The 20,952-nt window shown below is 72.1% G+C and carries 16 protein-coding genes and 1 pseudogene; 5 read left to right on the top strand and 12 right to left on the bottom strand.

From position 1 onward, the window contains the following. The first annotated feature begins 74 nt into the window (after positions 1-74). Positions 75-1,334, top strand: coding sequence for a molybdopterin-dependent oxidoreductase (locus tag ACWCPI_RS09660; protein ID WP_451037596.1), 1,260 nt, complete (start codon positions 75-77; stop codon positions 1,332-1,334). A 316-nt stretch (positions 1,335-1,650) separates the two neighbouring features. Here the strand turns inward: ACWCPI_RS09660 and ACWCPI_RS09655 are convergent, their stop codons facing one another. From ACWCPI_RS09655 to ACWCPI_RS09645, 3 genes and pseudogenes are all read right to left on the bottom strand, one after another. Further along, entirely contained in the window at positions 1,651-2,415 is a 765-nt protein-coding gene (locus ACWCPI_RS09655; protein WP_451037595.1) for a class I SAM-dependent methyltransferase, read from the bottom strand. Between the two features lie 410 nt (positions 2,416-2,825). Further along, positions 2,826-3,434, bottom strand: a pseudogene (locus tag ACWCPI_RS09650) (TIGR04282 family arsenosugar biosynthesis glycosyltransferase); the annotation flags it as partial. A gap of 29 nt (positions 3,435-3,463) precedes the next feature. Continuing rightward, complete coding sequence (locus ACWCPI_RS09645) at positions 3,464-4,168, bottom strand: glycosyltransferase family 2 protein (RefSeq protein WP_451037594.1); 705 nt, start codon at positions 4,166-4,168, stop codon at positions 3,464-3,466. Between the two features lie 114 nt (positions 4,169-4,282). Here ACWCPI_RS09645 and ACWCPI_RS09640 point away from each other — a divergent pair, with 114 nt between their 5' ends. Both ACWCPI_RS09640 and ACWCPI_RS09635 read left to right on the top strand, forming a co-directional pair. Further along, on the top strand, positions 4,283-5,014 hold the full coding sequence (locus ACWCPI_RS09640; protein WP_451037593.1) for a response regulator transcription factor: 732 nt from the start codon (positions 4,283-4,285) through the stop codon (positions 5,012-5,014). A 2-nt stretch (positions 5,015-5,016) separates the two neighbouring features. Continuing rightward, positions 5,017-6,129 carry a sensor histidine kinase gene (locus ACWCPI_RS09635; protein ID WP_451037592.1) on the top strand — a complete coding sequence of 371 codons (1,113 nt, stop codon included), beginning with the start codon at positions 5,017-5,019 and terminating at the stop codon, positions 6,127-6,129. A 90-nt stretch (positions 6,130-6,219) separates the two neighbouring features. Here the strand turns inward: ACWCPI_RS09635 and ACWCPI_RS09630 are convergent, their stop codons facing one another. Continuing rightward, complete coding sequence (locus ACWCPI_RS09630) at positions 6,220-7,224, bottom strand: NAD-dependent epimerase/dehydratase family protein (RefSeq protein ID WP_451037591.1); 1,005 nt, start codon at positions 7,222-7,224, stop codon at positions 6,220-6,222. A gap of 124 nt (positions 7,225-7,348) precedes the next feature. Here ACWCPI_RS09630 and ACWCPI_RS09625 point away from each other — a divergent pair, with 124 nt between their 5' ends. Both ACWCPI_RS09625 and ACWCPI_RS09620 read left to right on the top strand, forming a co-directional pair. Continuing rightward, positions 7,349-8,080, top strand: a complete 732-nt coding sequence (locus ACWCPI_RS09625; protein ID WP_451037590.1) for a flavodoxin family protein — start codon at positions 7,349-7,351, stop codon at positions 8,078-8,080. Between the two features lie 120 nt (positions 8,081-8,200). Continuing rightward, on the top strand, positions 8,201-8,764 hold the full coding sequence (locus ACWCPI_RS09620; protein WP_451037589.1) for a DM13 domain-containing protein: 564 nt from the start codon (positions 8,201-8,203) through the stop codon (positions 8,762-8,764). Positions 8,765-8,833: 69 nt separating this feature from the next. On the opposite strand, the gene ACWCPI_RS09615 is transcribed toward ACWCPI_RS09620, so the two are convergent. The 8 genes from ACWCPI_RS09615 to treS form a co-directional block, all read right to left on the bottom strand. Next, the gene (locus ACWCPI_RS09615; RefSeq protein WP_451037588.1) at positions 8,834-9,289 is read right to left on the bottom strand and encodes a cyclic nucleotide-binding domain-containing protein; all 456 of its coding nucleotides are present in this window, start codon (positions 9,287-9,289) and stop codon (positions 8,834-8,836) included. Between the two features lie 338 nt (positions 9,290-9,627). After that, the gene (locus ACWCPI_RS09610) at positions 9,628-9,849 is read right to left on the bottom strand and encodes a hypothetical protein (protein WP_019760806.1); all 222 of its coding nucleotides are present in this window, start codon (positions 9,847-9,849) and stop codon (positions 9,628-9,630) included. A gap of 35 nt (positions 9,850-9,884) precedes the next feature. Beyond that, on the bottom strand, positions 9,885-12,128 hold the full coding sequence (locus ACWCPI_RS09605; protein WP_451037587.1) for an FUSC family protein: 2,244 nt from the start codon (positions 12,126-12,128) through the stop codon (positions 9,885-9,887). A 60-nt stretch (positions 12,129-12,188) separates the two neighbouring features. After that, on the bottom strand, positions 12,189-13,574 hold the full coding sequence (locus tag ACWCPI_RS09600; protein WP_451037586.1) for an NAD(P)/FAD-dependent oxidoreductase: 1,386 nt from the start codon (positions 13,572-13,574) through the stop codon (positions 12,189-12,191). Positions 13,575-13,943: 369 nt separating this feature from the next. Continuing rightward, a complete protein-coding gene (locus ACWCPI_RS09595) occupies positions 13,944-15,851 on the bottom strand; it encodes an AMP-dependent synthetase/ligase (RefSeq protein ID WP_451037585.1) in 1,908 nt (635 codons plus the stop codon). A 133-nt stretch (positions 15,852-15,984) separates the two neighbouring features. Continuing rightward, positions 15,985-18,192 (bottom strand): 1,4-alpha-glucan branching enzyme, encoded by a 2,208-nt coding sequence (glgB, locus tag ACWCPI_RS09590; protein WP_451037584.1) that lies wholly within the window; start codon positions 18,190-18,192, stop codon positions 15,985-15,987. A gap of 4 nt (positions 18,193-18,196) precedes the next feature. Beyond that, positions 18,197-19,558, bottom strand: coding sequence for a maltokinase N-terminal cap-like domain-containing protein (locus tag ACWCPI_RS09585; RefSeq protein ID WP_451037583.1), 1,362 nt, complete (start codon positions 19,556-19,558; stop codon positions 18,197-18,199). A gap of 35 nt (positions 19,559-19,593) precedes the next feature. Next, on the bottom strand, positions 19,594-20,952 hold a 1,359-nt coding region (treS, locus tag ACWCPI_RS09580; protein WP_451037582.1), incomplete at its 5' end, for a maltose alpha-D-glucosyltransferase.

Below are 20,952 nucleotides of genomic sequence, written 5' to 3'. Positions count from 1 at the left end.
TCCGGGCCTGATGTCAGCGTTTCGTCATGGGTCGAGCACCCTTTCGCGGGGCGGTCCCGGCCTACCGTCGGGACATGCGCGACCCCGACACCCCGCGGCTCCCCCTGCGAGCCGACCCCCGGCTCCCCACCTCGCCCGGCTTCTGGCGCAGCCCGCTGCGCGGCCCCCGGTTCACCTCCGTGCTGGGTCTCGTCCTGCTCGTCGGCATCACGGTGCTGTTCGTGACCGGGCTGGTCTCGTACGCCGCCTACAACCCGAACCTGTCGACGGTGAACGACAAGACACCGGACAAGGGGATCCTCGGCTTCTACCTCTTTCCCTGGCCGACGAACCCGCACTGGCTGTACCGGCTCAACCAGGGCGTCCACGTCACCCTCGGCATCACCCTGATCCCGGTCCTGCTCGCCAAGCTCTGGTCGGTGATCCCCAGGCTGTTCGCGCTGCCGCCGGCCCGCTCGCCGGCGCACGCGCTGGAGCGGATCTCGCTGCTGCTCCTGGTGGGCGGGGCCCTGTTCGAGTTCGTGACCGGTGTGCTCAACGTCCAGCTCGACTACGTCTTTCCCGGCTCCTTCTACCCGCTGCACTTCTACGGCGCCTGGGTGTTCTTCGCCGCCTTCGTGACCCACGTGCTGCTGAAGATGCCCGTCGCGCTGCGCAATCTGCGCCGACTGCGGGAGGAGGATGACGACCTGGTGCCGCCACGCCCCACCGAGCCGACCCTCACCCGGCGGGGCGCCCTGTGGTTCGTCGGGGGCGGCTCGCTGCTGCTGTTCGCGACGACAGTGGGACAGAACTTCGACGCCCTGCGGCGCACCGCGGTGCTCGCACCGCACGGCGGCGGTGATCCCGGCAGTGGCCCGAACGGCTTCCAGATCAACAAGACCGCCGCGTACGCCGGGATCGACGCGGCTCAAACGGGCGAGGACGCCTGGCGGCTCGTCATCACCGGGCGCACGGGCACCGTCCGTCTCAGCCGCGCACAGCTCGCCGAACTCCCCTTGCACAGCTCGGCCCTGCCCATCGCCTGCGTGGAGGGCTGGTCGACTTCGGACCAGTGGTGGCGCGGGGTGCGACTGCGTGACCTCGCGGCGCTCGTCGGGTACCAGGACGAACCGCCGGACGTGTTCGTCGAGTCCCTCCAGCGGCGCGGCGCCTTCCGGAAGGCCGCGCTGCGCGCCAACCAGGTGGCCGACCCGCGCTCGCTGCTCGCCCTGTACGTCAACGGCGAGGAGCTCTCCCCCGACCACGGCTACCCGGCGCGCGTCATCGTGCCCGCCGCGCCCGGTGTGCTCAACACCAAGTGGGTGGCCCGGATGACGTTCGGAGACCTGTGATGCGCCGACCGCGGATCCGTGGGGGAAGCCCCTTCCCACTCCTGCTGCTCGCCTGCTCGTTCGCGCTCACCGGCTATGCGGGGGTGAGGCTGCTCGCCGACGACTGGTTCGGTGTGACGCTGTGGTTCGTGGGGGCCGCGCTGCTGCACGACCTCGTCCTGCTGCCGTTGTACGCGAGTGCGGACCGGGCGGTCGTGCGGGGCCTCGACGCGGCCGGGCGCCGGGCGTGGGTGCCGTACGTGCGCGTACCGGCGGCCCTGTCCGGGCTGCTCCTGCTGGTGTGGTTCCCGCTGATCAGCGGGATGGTGGAGCGGCGCTACCGGTCCGCCACCGGGCTGCCCCCGGACGTGTTCCTCGCGCGCTGGCTGCTGATCACCGCTGTTCTCTTCGGCGCCTCGGCGCTGCTGCTGGCGCTGCGCCTGCCGCGGTTGCGCAGGGCGGCGAAGCACCGTCCGCCGGCCGTCCACTGACCGGCCCGCTCCCACCCCTGGGCGTGGCGCAGCAGCGCCGGCGTGCCGAGCCGCGCCCAGGGGAAGTGGGTGCCGGTCGTGCCGGTGCCGGTCTGGTCGACCACCTGCACCCGGGAGCGTTCGTCGATGTCCTGCGGGGCGGTCTCGGCCATCAGCAGACCACCGGGGCGCAGCAGGCCGGCCACCCGGTCCAGCAGGGCGCGTGGATCGCCGCCGATGCCGATGTTGCCGTCCATGAGCAGGACGGTGCCCCAGCGGCCCTCGCCCGGCAACGGCTCGAACACCGAGCGCCGAAGCGCCTGGCCCCCGAGCCGTACCGTGCGGTCCACGGCTGCCGCACTGACGTCGATGCCGAGGACGGGCCTGCCCCCGGTGGCGAGTTCCGCGACCAGCCGTCCGGGACCGCACCCCACGTCGAGCACGGTGCCCTCGCACCGGGCCAGCACGTCCCGGTCGACGGCGTCGGCCCGAGCGCACCAGCGTTCCACGTCCAACGGCAGCAGCCAGCCGTCGGCCCGGCGCAGGAACAGCGGACCGCGACCGGCGCGCAGGGCGGCGGCGTAGGGGTCGGCGGCGGCCCACGCGGGGCCGGTGGCGGGCGGCGCGCTCATCGGGAACCGGCCGGGCGCGGTGCCGGTGCGGTGGCAGAGGAGTGCTCCCGGGGCAGACCCGGCGGTGAGGTCTTCGGCCGGCGGGCGGGCTGTGTGCCGGCTCCGGTGGCCGGCGGTGGCGCCGATGGCCCGGCGACGGACCGCGGATCGGGTCCCGTGGCCGGCGGGGCCCCTGGGGGCGAAGCCGGCCGCGGGTGCGAACTCGTGGCGGGTGGTGTGCCGAAGGCGGCGGCGGGACGCTCGTCGCGGTCGGCGGCGGGTGGGGTGTCGGCGTCCGTGCCGGGTATCGCGTCGGGGCCGGCCTCGGGTTCTGCGGCGGCCGGTGCGCTCGGGCCCGCCGGGGACGGCCTGCCGGGTTCCGTGGCGGACCGCGTACCGGGTCCCGTGGCCGACCGTGCGTCCTGCCCCCAAGCCGCCGTACACCGTGCCAGACGCGCCGCGAAACGCCCTCGCGGAGCCAGCGCCGCCACCGCGTGGGCGTCGGCCGCGGTGTCGACGTCGCGCAGCCGGGGCAGGTCGCGCACCCGCAGTCCGGCCGCTGCGAGCCGGTCGCGTTGGACCGCGCCCGTGGCGGAGGTCGACATCGGCACGCCCCGCAGCAGGGCGGGGTCGGGGCACGCCAGGCCGAGCGCCCAGAAGCCGCCGTCCTCCGCCGGGCCGAACCAGGCGTCGCACTCGGTGAAGTCCACGGTGAGCAGCCCCGGCGTCACCTGCGGAGTGTCCATGCCGATGAGCAGGGCCGGGCCGGCGCAGCGGGCGAAGGCGTTCGCGAGCCGCTCGTCCAAGCCGCCGCTGCCCTGCGGTACGACGTCGAAGCCCGGCGGCAGCCACGGGCCGGGGGCACCGTCGAGGACGAGGACGCGCCGCGCGGCGGGTGTGGCCGCCACGGCGCGCAGGGTGTCCGCGAGGGCCGCCTCGGCCAGTTGAGCGGCCTGGAGGGGCGTGAACGGCGGGGTGAGCCGGGTCTTGACCCGGCCGGGCCGCGGTTCCTTGGCGATGACGAGGAGCGCGGGCGACACCCGTGACGGGTTCGAGTCACCAGAAGGGCTCAACGGACGGTTCCTCCTTCGTGCGCGGGGCTCTCGCTCAGTACCCGGCTCATGTCCCGTACGGCCTGCCAGGTGCCGCGCCAGGTGCCGGTCACCTTCGACGCGCCGGTGCGCGGCAGGTACGGCACGTCGTGCTCGGCGATCCGCCAGCCCGCGTCGGCCGCGCGTACGACCATCTGCAGCGGATAGCCACTGCGCCGGTCGGTGAGGTCGAGGGCGAGCAGCGGCTCCCGGCGGGCGGCGCGCAGGGGACCCAGGTCGTGCAGGCGCAGCCCGGTGCGGCGGCGCAGCATCCGCGCCAGCGCGAGGTTGCCGACGCGGGCATGCGCGGGCCACACGCCCCGGCCCTGCGGACGCCGCCGCCCGAGCACGAGGTCGGCCTCGCCGGCCCGCACCGCACGCGCGAACGGGACGAGGAGCGACGGGTCGAGGGAGGCGTCGCAGTCGCAGAAGCACACCACGTCGGCCGAGGCGGCGCGCAGCCCGGCGTGGCAGGCCGCGCCGAAGCCCCTGTGCGGCTCGTGCACGACGGTCGCGCCCAACGCGCGGGCGACCTGGGCCGAGCCGTCCGTGGAACCGTTGTCGACGACCAGGGCACGCCAGCCCGGCGGGATCCGTTCGAGCACCCAGGGAAGGGCCTCGGCCTCGTTCAGGCACGGCAGCACCACGTCGACGTCCGAATGTTTCGTCGTCACGGTCCTCACCCTACGAACCTGAATCGGGCATAACGGACTTCCGGTCCTTACGAAACGCGGACGTCGACGGCCGAGGAGCCACTCGGACGCCGCACCGGCGGCGGGTGGTGCCAGGCTGGGGGCATGCAGCAGCCGTACGAACCCCCCGGGCCGCGAGCCGATGACTCCCCCCGGATCCTGGTCGTCGACGACGATCCGACCGTCGCCGAGGTCGTCGCCGGTTACCTGGACCGCGCCGGCTACGTCGTGGACCGCGCCGACGACGGACCGACGGCCCTGACCCGGGCCGGCGCCCACTGGCCGGACCTGGTGGTGCTCGACCTGATGCTCCCCGGCATGGACGGCCTGGAGGTGTGCCGCCGGATGCGGGGACAGGGGCCGGTCCCGGTCATCATGCTCACCGCCCGGGGCGACGAGGACGATCGCATCCTGGGCCTGGAGGTCGGCGCCGACGACTACGTCACCAAGCCCTTCAGCCCCCGCGAACTGGTGCTGCGCGTGGAGTCGGTGCTGCGCCGCAGCAGGCCGCCGGCCGCCGACGGGCTCCGCCTCGGCGCCGCCGGTCTGGCGCTGGACCCGGCGGCCCGCCGGGCCACCAAGAACGGCAGCGAACTCGGTCTGACGCTCAGGGAGTTCGACCTGCTCGCCTTCTTCCTGCGCCACCCTGGGCGGGCCTACGCCCGAGAGGACCTGATGCGCGAGGTGTGGGGGTGGGACTTCGGTGACCTGTCGACCGTCACGGTCCATGTCCGGCGCCTGCGCGGCAAGGTCGAGGACGACCCCGCCCGGCCCCGCCTCATCCAGACCGTATGGGGCGTCGGCTACCGCTTCGACCCCGGCGCGGGGGAGGCCTGACCATGCGCGACACCCTCCTCATCGCTCTGTATGCCTTCGCCGGTGCCGCCGCCACCGGGCTGGCCGGATCGGGCGTACTGCGCCTCATCCGGCGCCGCTCGCTGACCGCCTCGCTCGCCGTGGTGGCGGCGGTCGGCGTCGTCGCGATGCTCGCGGGAACACTCGCCGTCGCCTGGGCCATGTTCCTCTCGCCGCACGACCTGACCGTCGTCACCACCGTCGTCGCGATGGCGGCGGTCGTCTCCCTGGCCACCGCGCTGCTGCTGGGCCGCTGGGTCGTCGCCCGCAGCCGTGAACTCGCCGTGGCGGCACGCTCCTTCGGCGAAGGCGGGACGTTCGCCGCCCCCCACGGCCCGGCCACCGCCGAACTGGAGACCCTGAGCCGCGAACTGGCCGCCACCAGCGCCAGGCTCGCCGAGTCCCGGGAGCGGGAGCGTGCGCTGGAGGCCTCCCGGCGCGAACTCGTCGCCTGGATCTCACACGACCTGCGTACCCCGCTCGCCGGTCTGCGCGCGATGTCGGAAGCCTTGGAGGACGGCGTCGCCGCCGATCCCGACCGCTATCTGAAACAGATCCGCACCGAGGTCGAACGCCTCAACGACATGGTCGGCGACCTCTTCGAACTCTCCCGCATCCACGCCGGCACGCTCCCGCTGGCCCTCACCCGGATGTCCCTGTACGACCTGGTCGGCGACGCGCTCGCGGGAGCCGATCCGCTGGCCCGGGAGCACGGGGTGCGGCTGGTGGGCGGCCGCATCGAGCCGGTGCCCGTGCGCGTGGACGGCAAGGAGATGAGCCGGGTGCTGGGCAACCTGCTGGTCAACGCCATCCGCCGGACCCCGGCCGACGGGACGGTCGCCGTCTGCGCGGAGCGTTCCCCCGAGGGTGTGGTGCTGTCGGTGACCGACGGCTGCGGCGGCATCCCCGAGGGCGACCTGCCGCGCGTCTTCGACACCGGCTGGCGCGGCTCGCACGCCCGGACGCCCCCGGCGGGCGCGGGCCTCGGGCTCGCCATCGTCCGGGGCATCGTCGAGGCGCACCAGGGCCGGGCCACCGTGCGCAACATCCCCGGCGGTTGCCGCTTCGAGGTGGTGCTGCCCGCCGCCGCTTCCTGATCGCGGGCAGCACCACCGGTCCGGTGTGCCGGGCCGAGACGCTAGGTCGTGTCCGCAAAGTCCCGCCTGCCCCGCGACGCCTGGCACGCACTAGGGGGTCTGTCGCATCCCGGCCCGCGCGAACTCCGCCATGCCGTCCTCGAAGCCGACCTCCGGCTTCCACCCCAGCCCGTCGCGCAGCCGTGACGAGTCCGCGGTGATGTGCCGTACGTCCCCGAGCCGGAACTCGCCGGTGACGACCGGCTCGGGCCCGCCGCAGGCGTCGGCCAGGGCCCGCGCCATCTCGCCGACGGTGTGCGGGTCACCGCTGCCGGTGTTGTACGCGGTGAGCGCACCCGGGGCGGCCTGCGCCTCCAGCGCCACCGCGTTCGCCGCCGCCACGTCCCGTACGTGCACGAAGTCCCGCCGCTGCCTCCCGTCCTCGAACACGCGGGGTGCCTCACCGCGGGCGAGGGCCGAACGGAAGAAGGAGGCGACACCGGCGTACGGCGTGTCACGCGGCATCCCGGGCCCGTACACGTTGTGGTAGCGCAGCGACACCGCCGACCCGCCGGTGCAGCGGGCCCAGGCGGCGGCCAGGTGCTCCTGGGCGAGCTTGGTGGTCGCGTACACGTTCCGCGGATCGGCCGGTGCGTCCTCGCCGACGAGACCGGGGGAGAGGGCGTCCCCGCACACCGGGCAGGCCGGTTCGAACCGGCCCGCGTCGAGGTCGGCCACGGCCCGAGGGCCGGGTCTGACGACACCGTGCCTCGCGCACTCGTACCGCCCCTCCCCGTAGACGACCATCGAGCCGGCCAGCACGAGGCGCCGGACACCCGCCTGCGCCATGGCGGCCAGCAGCACGGCGGTGCCCAGATCGTTGTGCGAGACGTACTCTGCGGCGTCGCGGACTCCGTCGCCCAGTCCGACCATGGCGGCCTGATGGCACACCGCGTCCACGCCGCGCAGGGCCCGGCCGACCGCCGCCGGGTCCCGCACATCCGCGGCGGACCCCTGCCGTACGTCGAGCACGAGCGCCTCGTGGCCACGCGATCCGAGCGCGCTGACGACATGGGACCCGATGAATCCGGCACCGCCGGTGACCAGTACACGCATACGGCCACGCTAGATCCGCGGCACTGCCCTGCCACGGGGCCACGCGCGCACGTCATGACTCCGTAAGGCATGCACGGGTGCGTCGGACCGGGACAAAGCAGACCACGCGCGAGACGCTGCCTCCATGACGGTTCCTCCCTCAGCCGATGCCCAGTACCGCTTCGACGATCTGACCGCCCTGTTCGTCAACTGCACCCTGAAACCCTCCCCGGAGCTCAGCCACACCCAGGGGCTGATCGACAAAAGCGCGGAGATCATGATGTCGCGCGGGGTCACCACGTCCGAGATCCGCGCCGTCGACCACGACATCGCGCCCGGCGTCTACCCGGACATGACCGAGCACGGCTTCGCGACGGACGAGTGGCCCGCGCTGTACGAGCAGGTGATGGCCGCGGACATCCTGGTCATCGCCGGGCCGATCTGGCTCGGCGACAACAGCTCCGTGACGAAGAAGGTGATCGAGCGCCTCTACGCCTGCTCCAGCCTCCTGAACGCGCAGGGCCAGTACGCCTACTACGGCCGGGTCGGGGGGTGTCTGATCACCGGCAACGAGGACGGTGTGAAGCACTGCGCGATGAACGTCCTCTACAGCCTCCAGCACCTCGGCTACACGATCCCGCCCCAGGCCGACGCCGGCTGGATCGGCGCGGCCGGCCCCGGACCGTCGTACCTCGACCCCGGCTCGGGCGGACCGGAGAACGACTTCACCAACCGCAACACCGCCTTCATGACCTGGAACCTGATGCACGTGGCCGGCCTGCTGAAGCGCACGGGGGGCATCCCGGCCCACGGCAACCAGCGCTCGCAGTGGGACGCCGGCTGCCGCCCGGGTGCGGACAATCCCGAGCACCGCTGACCGTCCCTGGCCGGCGGGGCGGCGGACGTAAGGATTTCGTCACCCCGCCGGTCATCCCCTGCCGCCCGTCGCGCCCGTTGAATGGGAAGGGACGCGCAGGACTACCAGGAGGTGGGCGGTATGGGACGGGGACGACGCGGGTGGATCAGGCCGTGGACGGTCGGCGTGCTGGTGGTGGCGGTCGCCGGGGCCGGCTTCGGCCTGTACTGGTTCCAGCCGTGGAAGCTGTGGCAGGACGAGACGGTCCAGGAGGCCCTCCCCGTCGCCGTGGACGCCTCCAGGAGGCCGGCCGAGGTGCCGTCGTCCGGCGCTTCGCCCACCCCGGCCGGACCGGTGACGCTGGCCGGCGGTGAGCTGATCAGCCACGAGCACACGACCTCCGGCACGGTGCGGCTCGTGCGACTGCCCGACGGCTCCCACGTTGTGCGCCTGGAGAACCTCGACACCAGCAACGGCCCCGACCTGCGGGTCTGGCTCACCGACGCGCCCGTGAAGAAGGGGCTCGACGGCTGGCGGGTCTTCGACGACGGGGAGTACGTCAGCCTGGGCAAGCTCAAGGGCAACAAGGGCAGTCAGAACTACGTCGTGCCCGCTGACGTGGACCCGGCCCGGTACAGCAGCGTCAGCATCTGGTGCGACCGTTTCGACGTGTCCTTCGGCGCCGCGGAACTCGCCCGCACCTGAAGACGGCGACGGAGCCCCGGGAGCCGCTCCCGGGGGCCGTCCTGCCCGTACGACACCTGGCTCCGACGCTCACAGCACACTGCGCCGACGCTGCCCGTACTGCTCCATGAGCCTGCCTCGGGTCAACTCCAGCCGGTGCGCCAGGATCTCGGCGACATGGCGCACCAGGGACATCCCGAGCCGGGGGTCCTCCTCGCACAGCCGCAGCACCTGGGCGGCGTCGAACTCGTGGGCGCGTACGGGGCTGAAGGCCTCCGCGCCGAAGTCCCACCGGTACGGCGGGAACAGCCAGGACCAGCCGAGCAGATCGCCCGCCCCGAGGCTCGCGACCGTGACCCGCTGGACCGGCGTCACGCGCTGGTCGAGGGAGACGGCGCCCGAGCGGATCACCCAGAAGCGGTCGGCCGTACCGCCCGCCTCGAAGATCCGGGCGTCCTCCGGGAAGGCGACGTCCCGGGCGAGCGACATCAGACGCTCACGCTGCGGTGGTGGAAGGGCGGTCAGCAGTTTGATCGCTTTGGTCATGACACGGGGCTCCTCACGGCGACTGAGGTTCCGTTGCTTCCCTGCGTCCATTTCAGCCGCTGCCGGCCCGGTGAGCACCTCGGCGGAGGGCTCTTTCCGCGGGAATTCCTGCGTGGCGTGGTGCCTGAGGGCATGAAAAAGCCCTGGCTGGACGGGGGAGGCCAGCCAGGGCCGTAGGTGGTGGTTCAGGGGGACGGTCACGGTCTACCCCTCGACCACGTATGTATGAATCGTAAACCATCTGTGGGGATCCAGGGCCGGCAGGGCCGGGTTACGTGACCGGTTTCACTCGGATCCATGTTTCGAGGCCCTCACGTCCCGTTCGCCGGGCTTCTCGGTCAGGAACTCTCGTAGTGCCGACCCGGCGTGAGGATCTCCTCCAGCACGGTGAGGACGGCCCCGTAGGCCACTGTCCGTACCGCCGCGTCCCGGGCGCCCTCGGGGTCGGTCGACCTCAACTCCTCGCTCCGTGCCCGCCAAGTCCGCTCCTCCTGCCGGGCGCAAGCCCTGGCCCGCTGCATGCGTCGCAACAGTTCGTCTGAGTCCACGACATCGGTCATGCATTCCGCGTACCCGCTTTCGCTCCGGTGAGCCGTCAGCCCTCCAGCGCCTTCACGGGGACGTCCAGCGGGCGGGCCAATCCGGCCACGCCCTCGTCGAGACGCTGCAGATGGCGCAGCACGCGGTCGGTGACCCGGCCGTAGCGCGGCACGCCCGGAACGGTCGGTCCCAGGAGCGAGGCGATGCTCGGGCCGGTCTCGATCTCGGCCCCGGAGCCTTCGTCCGTGACGTGCGCCGCGACCGCCTCGATGTTGTGCGCGATGCGCGCCGCGGCCCGGCGCAGCCGGGGGTCCGCCGCGATCGCGGGATGGGTGGGCAGCAGCTCGGCGGTGGCGGCCAGCGAGCGCGCGTGGTACGCGCAGGTCTCCAGCAGCGCGACCACATGGCGGGCGGTCTCCCGCCGGGCCCGCAGCGGCGTCACCGGGTGCGTCAGGGGCTGGGTGGCGGCCCTGAGGTCGGCCAACGCCTGGTCGAGATCCCGTGCCTGGTCGAGCAGGTCGACGGGCGGCCCGCCGCTGAGCTGCTCCACGGCGCTGCGGGTGACGTCCCCGAGCCGCTCCAGGACGGTCGCGAGCAGTTCGTTGGTACGCCGGTCCGTCTGCACCGGCAGGACGAACGCGGCCGCGATCACCCCGCAGGCCGCGCCCAGCGCCGTCTCCCCGATGCGCAGCACGAGCACCGACAGGCTGTAGGTGTGCAGCAGGGTGTAGAGCAGCCCGAGCGCCGCGGTGACGAAGAAGGACATCAGCGTGTAGGACAGCGGAGCCGAGTAGAACATCAGGAAGACGAACACCAGGACCAGCGCGAAGGCCGTCCAGGTGTGGCCTCCGACGGCGCCCGCCAGCACGATGCCGGCCAGGACGCCCAGCACGGTACCCAGCAGCCTGCGGTATCCCTTGACCAGGATCTCGCCCGTCGAGGCGGTGTTGAGGAACACGATCCAGCAGGTCAGCACTGCCCAGTACCAGCGGTCCCGGGACAGCAGCTCACCGCCGGCGATGGCCAGCGCCGAGCCCACGGCCACCTGCACGGCGGCGCGCGTGGTGGGACGCCGAAGTCCCGCGGGTTCCTGCGGGGACTCCTCCTCCCCGGCGTCGAGCACGGCTTCCTCCGCGTCCAGCTCCTCGCGCGAGCGGGCCGTGGCGGGGCTGTCGTCCGATTCGTCCGGGGCGCTGCCCAGGGCGATCCGCAGCCCGAGCACCGCGCGGGCGGCCTCACCGATGCGCCGGAAGACGTCTTGCACGACGGGTGAGGCGGACGGCAGGTTCTCGTCGTCGCGGTAGCCGAGGAGCCGGTTGCGGACCTGGGACAGCGCGGTGCCCGCGTCGTCGGCGACCGGCCGCAGCACCAGCAGACGCAGCGCCTCCAGGTCACGGCGCAGCGTGTCGGTCGCCTCGTCGCGTACGGGATGCCGTCCGCCCGTCGGCACCGGCGCGCCCGGCAGGTGCAGGGCCAGCGTGTCCGCCCGCTCGGCACCGCGGGCGGCGAGCAGCGACAGACCGAGCCTCTCGGCGGCGATCTCGGCATCCACGACCCGCCGCTGGAGGAGCCGGGCCACGGCTTCGTCGGCGGTCCCCTCCGTCAGCCGGCCCTGGATCAGCAGCGCCGTCTCGTGCAGCCGCGCGGTGCCCTCGCGCACCCGCTCCAGGGCACGGTCCGCCTCCCGGGGCCCGGCGTCGAGCAGCTCGAGCTGCGCGGACAGCAGCTGGGCCAGCCGGACGCGGAACGCCTCGCGCAGGCGTTCCAGCACCCCCGCAGGGGTCTCGGCGACGACGGCGAAGCGCACCAGCGCGCTGCACGCGAAGGCGACGGCGACCGCCGCGTACAGCTCGGGCAGGTCGGGGACCGTGGCACCGACGAAGAGGGACACGAAGTAGATCTGGAAGCCGATCAGGCCGAGCGCCGTCCCGCGGTCCCCGAACCGGCGGCCGTAGACGGCACAGAAGATGAGCGCCACGAAGAACAGGTCGCCGGCCACGACATGGCGATGCAGCAGCGCCGCCAGCGTCATGGAGGCCAGGGCCACCGGCAGCCCCAGGGCGAGCGTGACGGCCTGCTGCCCGCGCTGCTTCTCCCGGATGGCGAAGGTGGCGACCATCGCCGCCATGGCCCCCGCCACCAGGTGCGTCACATCGCTGCCCAGTACGGCCAGCACGGCCACCGCGAGGGCGATCGCGCCCACCGTCCGCAGACCCGCGGCCAGCCGCAGGAGCCCGGGGTCCGACGCCGCGATCCGGTCCCTGACCTGTGCCCGGACCGGTCGTCCCGCTGCCCTCACGCCGCCGTACTCTCTCCCTCGCTTCCTGCGTGCCGCACGCCCCGAGCCGGGGTCCTCACCTCACCCGGCCGTCCCCGCGGGCCCGTCCTTCCCGGCGACGTACTCCCGCAGCTGCTCCGGCGTCAGATACGCGTGGATGAACTCGAAGTCCTTCAGCTTGGCCGGCCTGCGCGACTGGAAGCCGGTGCGTACGAAGTCGTCCCCGGCGACGGCGTTGAGCAGCCAGTTCGTCAGCACGCGCGTCTTGGCGACGTTGGTGCGCAGCGCCGACCAGTGGTAGCCGCGGGCGACGGCGAGCGCGGGCAGGCCCTTGAGCTCGACACCGAGCGGCTTGGACACGGCGTCGCGGCCGCCGAGGTCGACGACCAGGCCGAGGTCCTTGTGCTCGTACCGGCGCAGCGGCTGGTCGCGCAGGGCCGCGATGACGTTGTCGGCGACCACCTTGCCCTGCCGCATGGCGTGCTGGGCGGTGGGCGGGCAGACGGCGCCCTCCTCGCCCTTGGCCAGGTCGGGCACCGCGGCGGCGTCGCCGAGCGCGAAGACGCCGTCGTGCCCGGGCAGGTTCATCTCGGCGGTGACCGCGAGCCGGCCCCTGACGGTCTCCGCGCCCAGCGTGCCGATCAGCGGGCTGGCGACCACACCGGCGGTCCAGATCAGGGTGTGGGTGGGGACCACCCGACCGTCGGTGAAGGTGACCTCGTCGGGACCGGCCTTGGCGATGGAGACGCCGAGCGAGATCTCGATCCCGCGCCTGCCCAGCACCTCCTGGGCGGTGCCGCCCAGCTTCTCGCCGAGCTCGGGCATCAGCCTCGGCGCGATGTCGATCAGATGCCACCGGATCAGGTGCGGGTCGAGCCGCGGATAGCGCTTGACCGCGTTGTGGGTCAGCTGCTGCAGGCACGCGGCGGTCTCGGTGCCGGCGTAGCCGCCGCCGACCACCACGAACTGCAGCCGTGCGGCGCGCTCCTGCGGGTCCTGGCTGGCGTCGGCGAGGTCCAGCTGGGAGATGACGTGGTCGCGCAGGTAGGCGGCCTCCGCGAGGGTCTTCATGCCGTACGCGTGGTCGACGAGCCCCGGGATGTCGAAGGTGCGGGTCACACTCCCGGGGGCCAGCACGATGTAGTCGTACGGCTCGTTGACGATCTTGTCGGTGATGGTGCGGATCACACACACCTTGGCCGCGAGGTCCACGCCGATGGCACCGCCCGGGATGATCCGGGTGCGGTACTTGCGGCTGCGGCGCAGTGAGAGGGCGATCGACTGGGGGGTGAGGACGCCGGAGGCGACCTGGGGCAGCAGTGGCAGGTAGAGCTGGTAGGAGGACGGCGTCACCAAGGTGATCTCGGCCTCGTCGGGGGCGAGTTTGCGTTCCAGCCGGCGAACGCATCCCACTCCGGCGAAGCCTGCGCCAACCACCAGGATCCTGGGTCGTGTCACGGTGATCATCCCTTCTGCGGCTCCAGGCGGTCTGCCTCGACGTCGTTCGCCTGCCCCTGAATCGCTGCTTCGCACGCATCGATCCCACCGCGCCGCCGGTCGTTCCGCCAGCCGGGAGCAGCAGGCAGACGAACCCGTCGACAGCCACCTTGCCCCGGTCGACCCGGGGGCACACCGGTTCGGAAGTGAAAGACATGTACGCGCGATCTTTTGAGGGCCGAATGGTCTGAACCTGACGTCCGAACAGTTCGTCCAAGGCCGGGCCTGCTGTTCGCGTACATGAACAGCAGGTCATCGTGTGAAACTCCGTCCAGGAACACCCTCGCCCTCGGCGGGCAGTCCGATGCCGTACGGCTCACCACGAGCGAACGGGTGTCCTCAGCCGAAGACGTTGTCCGCGTCGTCCCAGTGCGCCAACTCGTCCGACATCTGGTCCCGGGGCACCCGTGAACGGGCCTGGTACATCGCGTCGATCTGCGACGCGTAGTGCCGCACGATCGCGTCCCGGCGCAGCTTCATCGACGGTGTCAGCAGACCGTTGGCCACGTCGAACGGCTCCGGCAGCACCCGGAACACCCGGATGGACTCCGCACGTGACACCGCGCTGTTGGCGGCGGCCACGGCTCTGGTGATCTCCTCGCGCAGGGCGTTCTCCTCCCGTGCCTCCCGCATCCGCGCGTCACTGCGCGCCGCGAGGGAGTCCCGCCAGAACGCCAGGAAATCCGGGTCCAGAGTGATCAGGGCGCCGACACAGGGCCGGTCGTCGCCCACCACCACCGCCTGATGGACCAGCGGATGCTGCCTGAGCCGCTGCTCCAGCAGCGCCGGGGAGACGCTCTTGCCACTGCTCGTGACGATGACGTCCTTCTTGCGTCCGGTGATCGTCAGATAGCCCTCGGAGTCCAGCCGCCCGAGATCCCCGGTGGCCAGCCAGCCGCCGCGCAGCACCGCCCGCGTCGCGGCGTCGTCGTTGACGTATCCCTGGAACACCGACGGCCCTCGCACCAGGATCTCCCCGTCGTCGGCCACCCGGATGTCCGTGCCCGGCAGTGCCCGCCCGACCGTTCCGGACATCTCCCGGCCCAACGGCTGCGCGGTGACCCCGCCGCTGGTCTCGGTCAGGCCGTACCCGTCGTTCAGATAGATGCCGATGCCCTCGTAGAACAAGGACAGTTCACGGTTGAGCGGGGAACCGCCGGAGGTCGCCCGGCACACCCGGCCGCCCAGCGCGGCACGCAACTTGCGGTACACCGTCCGCTCGTACAGGGCGTGCTGAAGCCGCAGATCGAAACCCGGCCCGGGGCCGCCGCCCAGCCGGTGGCGCTCCTGAGCCGCCGCGAAGTCCCGCGCGGTGTCCGCGGCCCGCTCGAACAGCGCGCCGCGGCCCGCCTGCTGGGCCACGCGCAGGAAGTTCTTGTAGATCTTCTCGAAGATCGACGGTACGGCGCAGAAGTACGTGGGGCGGAAGGTCCGCAGCGCCGAGGACAGCGCCGCCTCGCTCAGGTCGGGCTCGTGCCCCATCAGCATGCCGCCGCGAATACACAGACTCTGCACCAGAAGCCCGTACACATGGGAGAAGGGCAGGAAGGCGAGCACGGACGCCTGTTGCTCTCCGGGCGGGATCACCGTGTGCCCCCAGCCCGCGAGCAGTGTGTCGCAGGGGCTCGCGAGGCTGCGGTGGCTCGACGCGCAGCCCAGCGGCCGGCCCGTGGTGCCGGAGGTGTACGAGACGGCGGCGGTGGAGTCCGGCAGCACGATGCGGCGCAGCGACTCGACGGTGGTGAGCGGGATGAGCTCGCCGCGCTGGACGAGCTGTCCGAGTCCTCCGGCGTCCAGCTGCCAGACATGGCGCAGCCGAGGCAGCGATCCGCACACCGAACCCACCGTCATGACCGACTGCTCGTCCTCCACCACGACGGCCACGCACTCGGCGTCCCGGAGGATGAACGCGACCTGGTCGCGCGAGGCCGTCGGATAGATGGGCACCACCTCGGCGCCCACCGTCCACAGCGCGTAGCTGATCACCGTCCACTCGTACCGCGTGCGCGCCATGATGGCCACGCGGTGGCCCGGCGAGATCCCCGACGCGATCAGACCCTTGGCCAGATCGGTCACTTCGTCGCGCAGTTCCACCGCGGTCACCTCCTCCCAGGTGGTGGAGGAGGGGTCCGGACGGCGCGCGAGCATCGGCAGCATGGGGCTGCGGGCCGCCGTCTCGAAGAGAGAGTCGGCGAGCCCACCGGTCAAAGTCGTGACGGTCGGGGGAGCGAGGCCGAGGTCGCGCATGCGCTGCTCCTGCTGTGTACCGGGCGTGACATCACCGACGAGTTCCGTTATCGGCGGTGCCCGAATCTAGCCCAGCTGAGAGCGCCTGGTGTCGAGAACTGACAATTGATCCCGTCCGGTGATCTCGGTCCGCTCAGGGCGACAACCACACCGTGGCGAGCGGGGGCAGGGTGAGCCGGATGTGCCCGTCCTCCGGCTTGACGGGGCCGGGGTTGGTGACGTCACTTCCGCCGTAGTGCGCGGCGTCGGTGTTGAGGGTCTCCTGCCAGACGTCGATGTGGTCCGGCACCCACAGCCGGTAGTCGTGACGGACGACGGGGGAGAAGTTGGAGACCGAGAGCAGGACGTCGCCGTCGGCGCCGTACCGCAGGAACGCGAACACGTTGTCGTCGGCGGCGTCCCCGAGCACCCACTGGAACCCGGCCGGGTCGGTGTCCCGCTCCCAGAGGGCCGGGCTCGCCCGGTAGAGCGTGTTGAGGTCGCGGACCAGGTCCTGCACCCCCCGGTGGTCCCCCGCCGACGCGTACCCCGGATCCAGCAGCCACCACTCCGGCCCGTGCGCCTCGGACCATTCGGCGCCCTGCGCGAACTCCTGCCCCATGAAGAGCAGTTGCTTGCCCGGGTGGGCCCACATGAAGCCCAGGTAGGCGCGGTGGTTGGCACGTCGCTGCCACCAGTCGCCGGGCATCTTGGAGACCAGCGCCTGCTTGCCGTGCACCACCTCGTCGTGGGAGATGGGCAGGACGTAGTTCTCGCTGTAGGCGTACACCATCGAGAACGTCATCTCGTTGTGGTGGTACTTGCGGTGCACCGGCTCCTTGGCCATGTACTGAAGCGAGTCGTGCATCCAGCCCATGTTCCACTTCAGCCCGAACCCGAGCCCGCCGCTGTCGGTGGGCCGGGTCACGCCGCCCCAGGCGGTCGACTCCTCCGCGATGGTGACGACCCCCGGGTTGCGCCGGTACACGGTCGCGTTCATCTCCTGCAGGAACCGCATGGCGGCCAGGTCCTCGCGCCCGCCGTGCTCGTTCGGCGCCCACTGCCCGCCCTCCCGCGAGTAGTCGAGGTAGAGCATGGAGGCGACCGCGTCCACGCGCAGCCCGTCCACGTGGAACTCCTCGCACCAGTAGGTGGCGTTGGCGACGAGGAAGTTGCGCACCTCCGTGCGGCCGTAGTCGAACTCGAACGTCCCCCAGTCCGGGTGCTCGGCCCGCCGTGAGTCCCCGGGTTCGTACAGCGGGTCGCCGTCGAACCGGCTCAGCGCCCAGTCGTCCTTGGGGAAGTGGGCCGGCACCCAGTCGACGATCACCCCGATGCCGGCCTGGTGCAGACGGTCCACCAGGTACTTGAAGTCGTCGGGGGTACCGAGCCGTGCGGCCGGCGCGTAGAAGCCGGTGACCTGGTAGCCCCAGGAACCGGCGAAGGGATGCTGCGCCACCGGCATGAACTCGACGTGGGTGAACCCGAGGTCCCTGACGTACGCGGGCAGTTCCTCGGCGAGTTCCCGGAACGTCAGCCCGGGGCGCCAGGACGGGAGGTGGACCTCGTAGACGGAGAAGGGAGCCTGGTGCACGGGGACGTCGCCCCGGTGCGCCATCCACTTCTCGTCCCCCCACTCGTAGCGCGAGGTGTGCACGATCGACGCCGTGTCCGGCGGCACCTCCGCGCGGCGGGCCATCGGGTCCGCCTTGAGGAACCGGCCGCCGTACCGGGAGGTGATCTCGAACTTGTACCGGGCGCCCTCACCGATGCCCGGCAGGAACAGCTCCCACACCCCGGACGCGCCCAGGGACCGCATCGGGAACGCCGTGCCGTCCCAGTGGCAGAAGTCCCCGGCGACCCGCACCCCCCGCGCGTTCGGCGCCCACACGGTGAACCGGGTGCCGGCCACACCCTGGTGGGTCATCGGCTCGGCTCCCAGCGCCTTCCACAGCTGCTCGTGCCGGCCCTCCCGGACGAGGTGCAGGTCGAACTCGCCGAGGGCGGGCAGGAAGCGGTACGGGTCGTGGACCTCACGCTCGTCGGACTCGTCCTCGGCGTACGCCACCAGCAGCGTGTACGCGGGGACCGCCGCCAGGGGCAGGACGCCGGAGAACAGGCCGCCCCCCTCGGAGACGAGCCGGGTGCGTTCGCCGTCGACGACGACGCTCACCGCCCGCGCGAACGGGCGCAGCGCGCGGAAGGCGATCCCGCCCGGCACCGGATGGGCGCCCAGCAGGGCGTGCGGATCGTGGTGGGCGCCCGACAGCAGGCGATCACGGTCGGCCGGGTCCAGGGCGGGCGCGCCGGCCCACCGGTTCGGTCCGGCCGACTCAGGGCGCGAAGTCTCGTGCAGGGCCATGCGGTCAGGCTCCTCTCACGGCGAGGCGTTCGATCGCCGCCATCGGTACGGGCAACCAGTCGGGTCGGTGCCGGGCCTCGTACAGGACCTCGTACACGGCGCGGTCTGTTTCGTAAGCACGCAGCAGGCCGTGCTTCTGGCGCGGGTCCCACCCGGCCGAGGCGGCGTAGCCCGCGCAGTAGGCCTCCCGGCAGCGGCGCGCCCACTCCGGTCGCCACGGCCGGCGCTGGCGGGCGGCGTAGTCGAAGGAGCGCAGCATGCCGGCGATGTCCCGCACCGGCGAGTGGACGCCGCACCGTTCGGCGAGCGGTCGGGACGGCTCGCCCTCGAAGTCGATGACGAACCACTCACGGCCGGCCCGCAGCACCTGCCCCAGGTGCAGGTCACCGTGGATGCGCTGGGCGGGCGGCCCCGGATCGCAGCCGACGAGGGCGCCGAAGGCATTGCGCAGGCCGGGGACGTACGGCTGCAGCACGGGGACGAAGTGCGCGGCGTTCTCCAGGCGCTCGGTCATCGCCGCCGCCGTACGGCCGTTCTCGCCGCGGGACAGGGAGGGGAAGGCCGACGCCAGCGCCACGTGCACCTCGGCCGTCGCGCGCCCCAGTTGACGGGCCTCGGCCGTGAAGTCGGCACCCGAGGCCAGCGCGTCCAGCGCCAGCGTCCAGCCGTCGGTGGCGTCCCGCAGGAAGGGCTGCAGCACGCCGAGCGTCGCCTCCCAGGGATGCGTCGTGCGGAACCAGGCCACCGGGGCCGGAACCCGGCGGCAGTCCTGCCCGGCCAGCGCGACCGGCACCTCCAGATCGGGGTTGACGCCCGGCTGGATACGCCGGAAGAGCTTGAGGATGAAAGCGTCCCCGTAGATCAGCGAGGAGTTGGACTGCTCCGCGTCCAGCAGCCGCGGCACCAGCCCGGCCGGCACCGGCACGGACGGGTCCCCCTCGAAGCGCAGCGGGCCCGCCGCGCCGGGATGCCGCAGCCGCTCCAGGAGCAGCTGGGCCGACCGGGGGTCCTGCAGGGCGTCGAACACCGTCAGACCGGCCAGCGGGCCCTCCTCGGCGCGACCGATCAGCGCCCGTCCCAGCCGCGGTGACAGGTGCTGGCGTACGCCGAGCAGCAGCTGGTAGCAGTCACCGGCCGGGGGCGCGCCGCCGGGCGCGGGCACCGCCGTGTGTCCGGCGTGCACCAGCAGATGCAGACAGCCCGGGAACAGCTCCGTCATCGACAGCAGCGCGAGGTCCGTCACCGGGCGGTCCTTGCCCGCGAACCAGCGCTGCCGTGGCAGCCATTCGCGCAGCAGCCCGGCGAGCGAGGCCATGGGGCCGGCGTCGAGCGTACAGCTCGGTCGGGGTGATGCGGTCTTCTGCATGGTGACGCGTCCTTTCCTCGGCGCCTGCTCAAAGCTCACGCTGAGAGTCGTCGGCCGATGCGGGATGCGACTCGGGAGAGCCGGAACCAGTAGAAGCCGTGGCCCCCGAGGGTCAGCAGGTAGGGCAGCTCGCCGATCGCCGGGAAGCGGACCCCGCCGAACAGTTCGACCGGGTGGCGTCCGCTGAACTCGCGCAGATCGAGTTCGGTCGGCTGAGCGAAGCGCGCGAAGTTGTTCACGCACAGCACCAGGTCGTCCTCGTACTCGCGCAGGAAGGCGAGCACCGCCGGATTGGAGGACTGCAGTTCCGTGTAGGAACCGAGTCCGAACGCCGGGTTCTGTTTGCGGATCTCGATCATCCGGCGCGTCCAGTGCAGCAGCGACGACGGGGAGGCCATCGACGCCTCGACGTTGGTGACCTGGTAGCCGTAGACCGGGTCCATGATCGTGGGCAGGGTGAGGCGGCCCGGATCGCAGGTGGAGAAGCCGGCGTTGCGGTCGGGTGTCCACTGCATGGGGGTGCGGACGGCGTCGCGGTCGCCGAGCCAGATGTTGTCGCCCATGCCGATCTCGTCGCCGTAGTAGATGATCGGTGAGCCGGGCAGCGACAGCAGGAGCGCGGAGAACAGTTCGATGGTGTGCCGGTCGTTGTCCAGCAGGGGGGCGAGCCGGCGGCGGATGCCGATGTTGGCCCGCATCCGCGGGTCCTTGGCGTACTCCGCCCACATGTAGTCGCGCTCTTCGTCGGTGACCATTTCGAGGGTCAGCTCGTCGTGGTTGCGCAGGAAGATGCCCCACTGGCAGCCCGACGGGATGGCCGGGGTCTTGGCGAGGATCTCCGAGACCGGATAGCGCGACTCCCGCCGCACGGCCATGAAGATCCGCGGCATCACGGGGAAGTGGAACGCCATGTGGCACTCGTCGCCGCCCGCCCGGTAGTCGCCGAAGTAGTCGACGACGTCCTCCGGCCACTGGTTGGCCTCCGCCAGCAGCACCGTGTCCGGGTACATCGCGTCGATCTCGCGGCGGACACGCTTGAGGAACTGGTGGGTGGCCGGGAGGTTCTCGCAGTTGGTGCCCTCCTCGGCGTACAGGTAGGGCACGGCGTCGAGCCGGAAACCGTCGATTCCGAGGTCCAGCCAGAAGCGGAGGGCGGCGAGGATCTCCTCCTGGACGGCCGGGTTCTCGTAGTTCAGGTCCGGCTGGTGGGAGAAGAAGCGGTGGAAGAAGTACTGCTTGCGGACCGGGTCGAAGGTCCAGTTGGAGACCTCGGTGTCGACGAAGATGATGCGGGCGTCGCCGTACTGCTTGTCGTCGTCGGCCCACATGTAGTAGTCGCCGTAGGGGCCGTCGGGGTCCTTCCTGGACTCCTGGAACCACGGGTGCTGGTCGCT

The sequence above is a fragment of the Streptomyces sp. NPDC001920 genome (assembly GCF_053594495.1).
This window is presented reverse-complemented; position numbering and strand designations above follow the sequence as displayed.

Excerpts from the sequence above, each read along its gene's own strand:
- ACWCPI_RS09660 (WP_451037596.1), top strand. The coding sequence starts at position 75 with ATGCGCGACCCCGACACCCCGCGGCTCCCCCTGCGAGCCGACCCCCGG.
- ACWCPI_RS09655 (WP_451037595.1), bottom strand. The coding sequence starts at position 2,415 with ATGAGCGCGCCGCCCGCCACCGGCCCCGCGTGGGCCGCCGCCGACCCC.
- ACWCPI_RS09640 (WP_451037593.1), top strand. The coding sequence starts at position 4,283 with ATGCAGCAGCCGTACGAACCCCCCGGGCCGCGAGCCGATGACTCCCCC.
- ACWCPI_RS09635 (WP_451037592.1), top strand. The coding sequence starts at position 5,017 with ATGCGCGACACCCTCCTCATCGCTCTGTATGCCTTCGCCGGTGCCGCC.
- ACWCPI_RS09630 (WP_451037591.1), bottom strand. The coding sequence starts at position 7,224 with ATGCGTGTACTGGTCACCGGCGGTGCCGGATTCATCGGGTCCCATGTC.
- ACWCPI_RS09625 (WP_451037590.1), top strand. The coding sequence starts at position 7,349 with ATGACGGTTCCTCCCTCAGCCGATGCCCAGTACCGCTTCGACGATCTG.
- ACWCPI_RS09620 (WP_451037589.1), top strand. The coding sequence starts at position 8,201 with ATGGGACGGGGACGACGCGGGTGGATCAGGCCGTGGACGGTCGGCGTG.
- ACWCPI_RS09615 (WP_451037588.1), bottom strand. The coding sequence starts at position 9,289 with ATGACCAAAGCGATCAAACTGCTGACCGCCCTTCCACCACCGCAGCGT.
- ACWCPI_RS09610 (WP_019760806.1), bottom strand. The coding sequence starts at position 9,849 with ATGACCGATGTCGTGGACTCAGACGAACTGTTGCGACGCATGCAGCGG.
- ACWCPI_RS09600 (WP_451037586.1), bottom strand. The coding sequence starts at position 13,574 with ATGATCACCGTGACACGACCCAGGATCCTGGTGGTTGGCGCAGGCTTC.
- ACWCPI_RS09595 (WP_451037585.1), bottom strand. The coding sequence starts at position 15,851 with ATGCGCGACCTCGGCCTCGCTCCCCCGACCGTCACGACTTTGACCGGT.
- glgB (WP_451037584.1), bottom strand. The coding sequence starts at position 18,192 with ATGGCCCTGCACGAGACTTCGCGCCCTGAGTCGGCCGGACCGAACCGG.
- ACWCPI_RS09585 (WP_451037583.1), bottom strand. The coding sequence starts at position 19,558 with ATGCAGAAGACCGCATCACCCCGACCGAGCTGTACGCTCGACGCCGGC.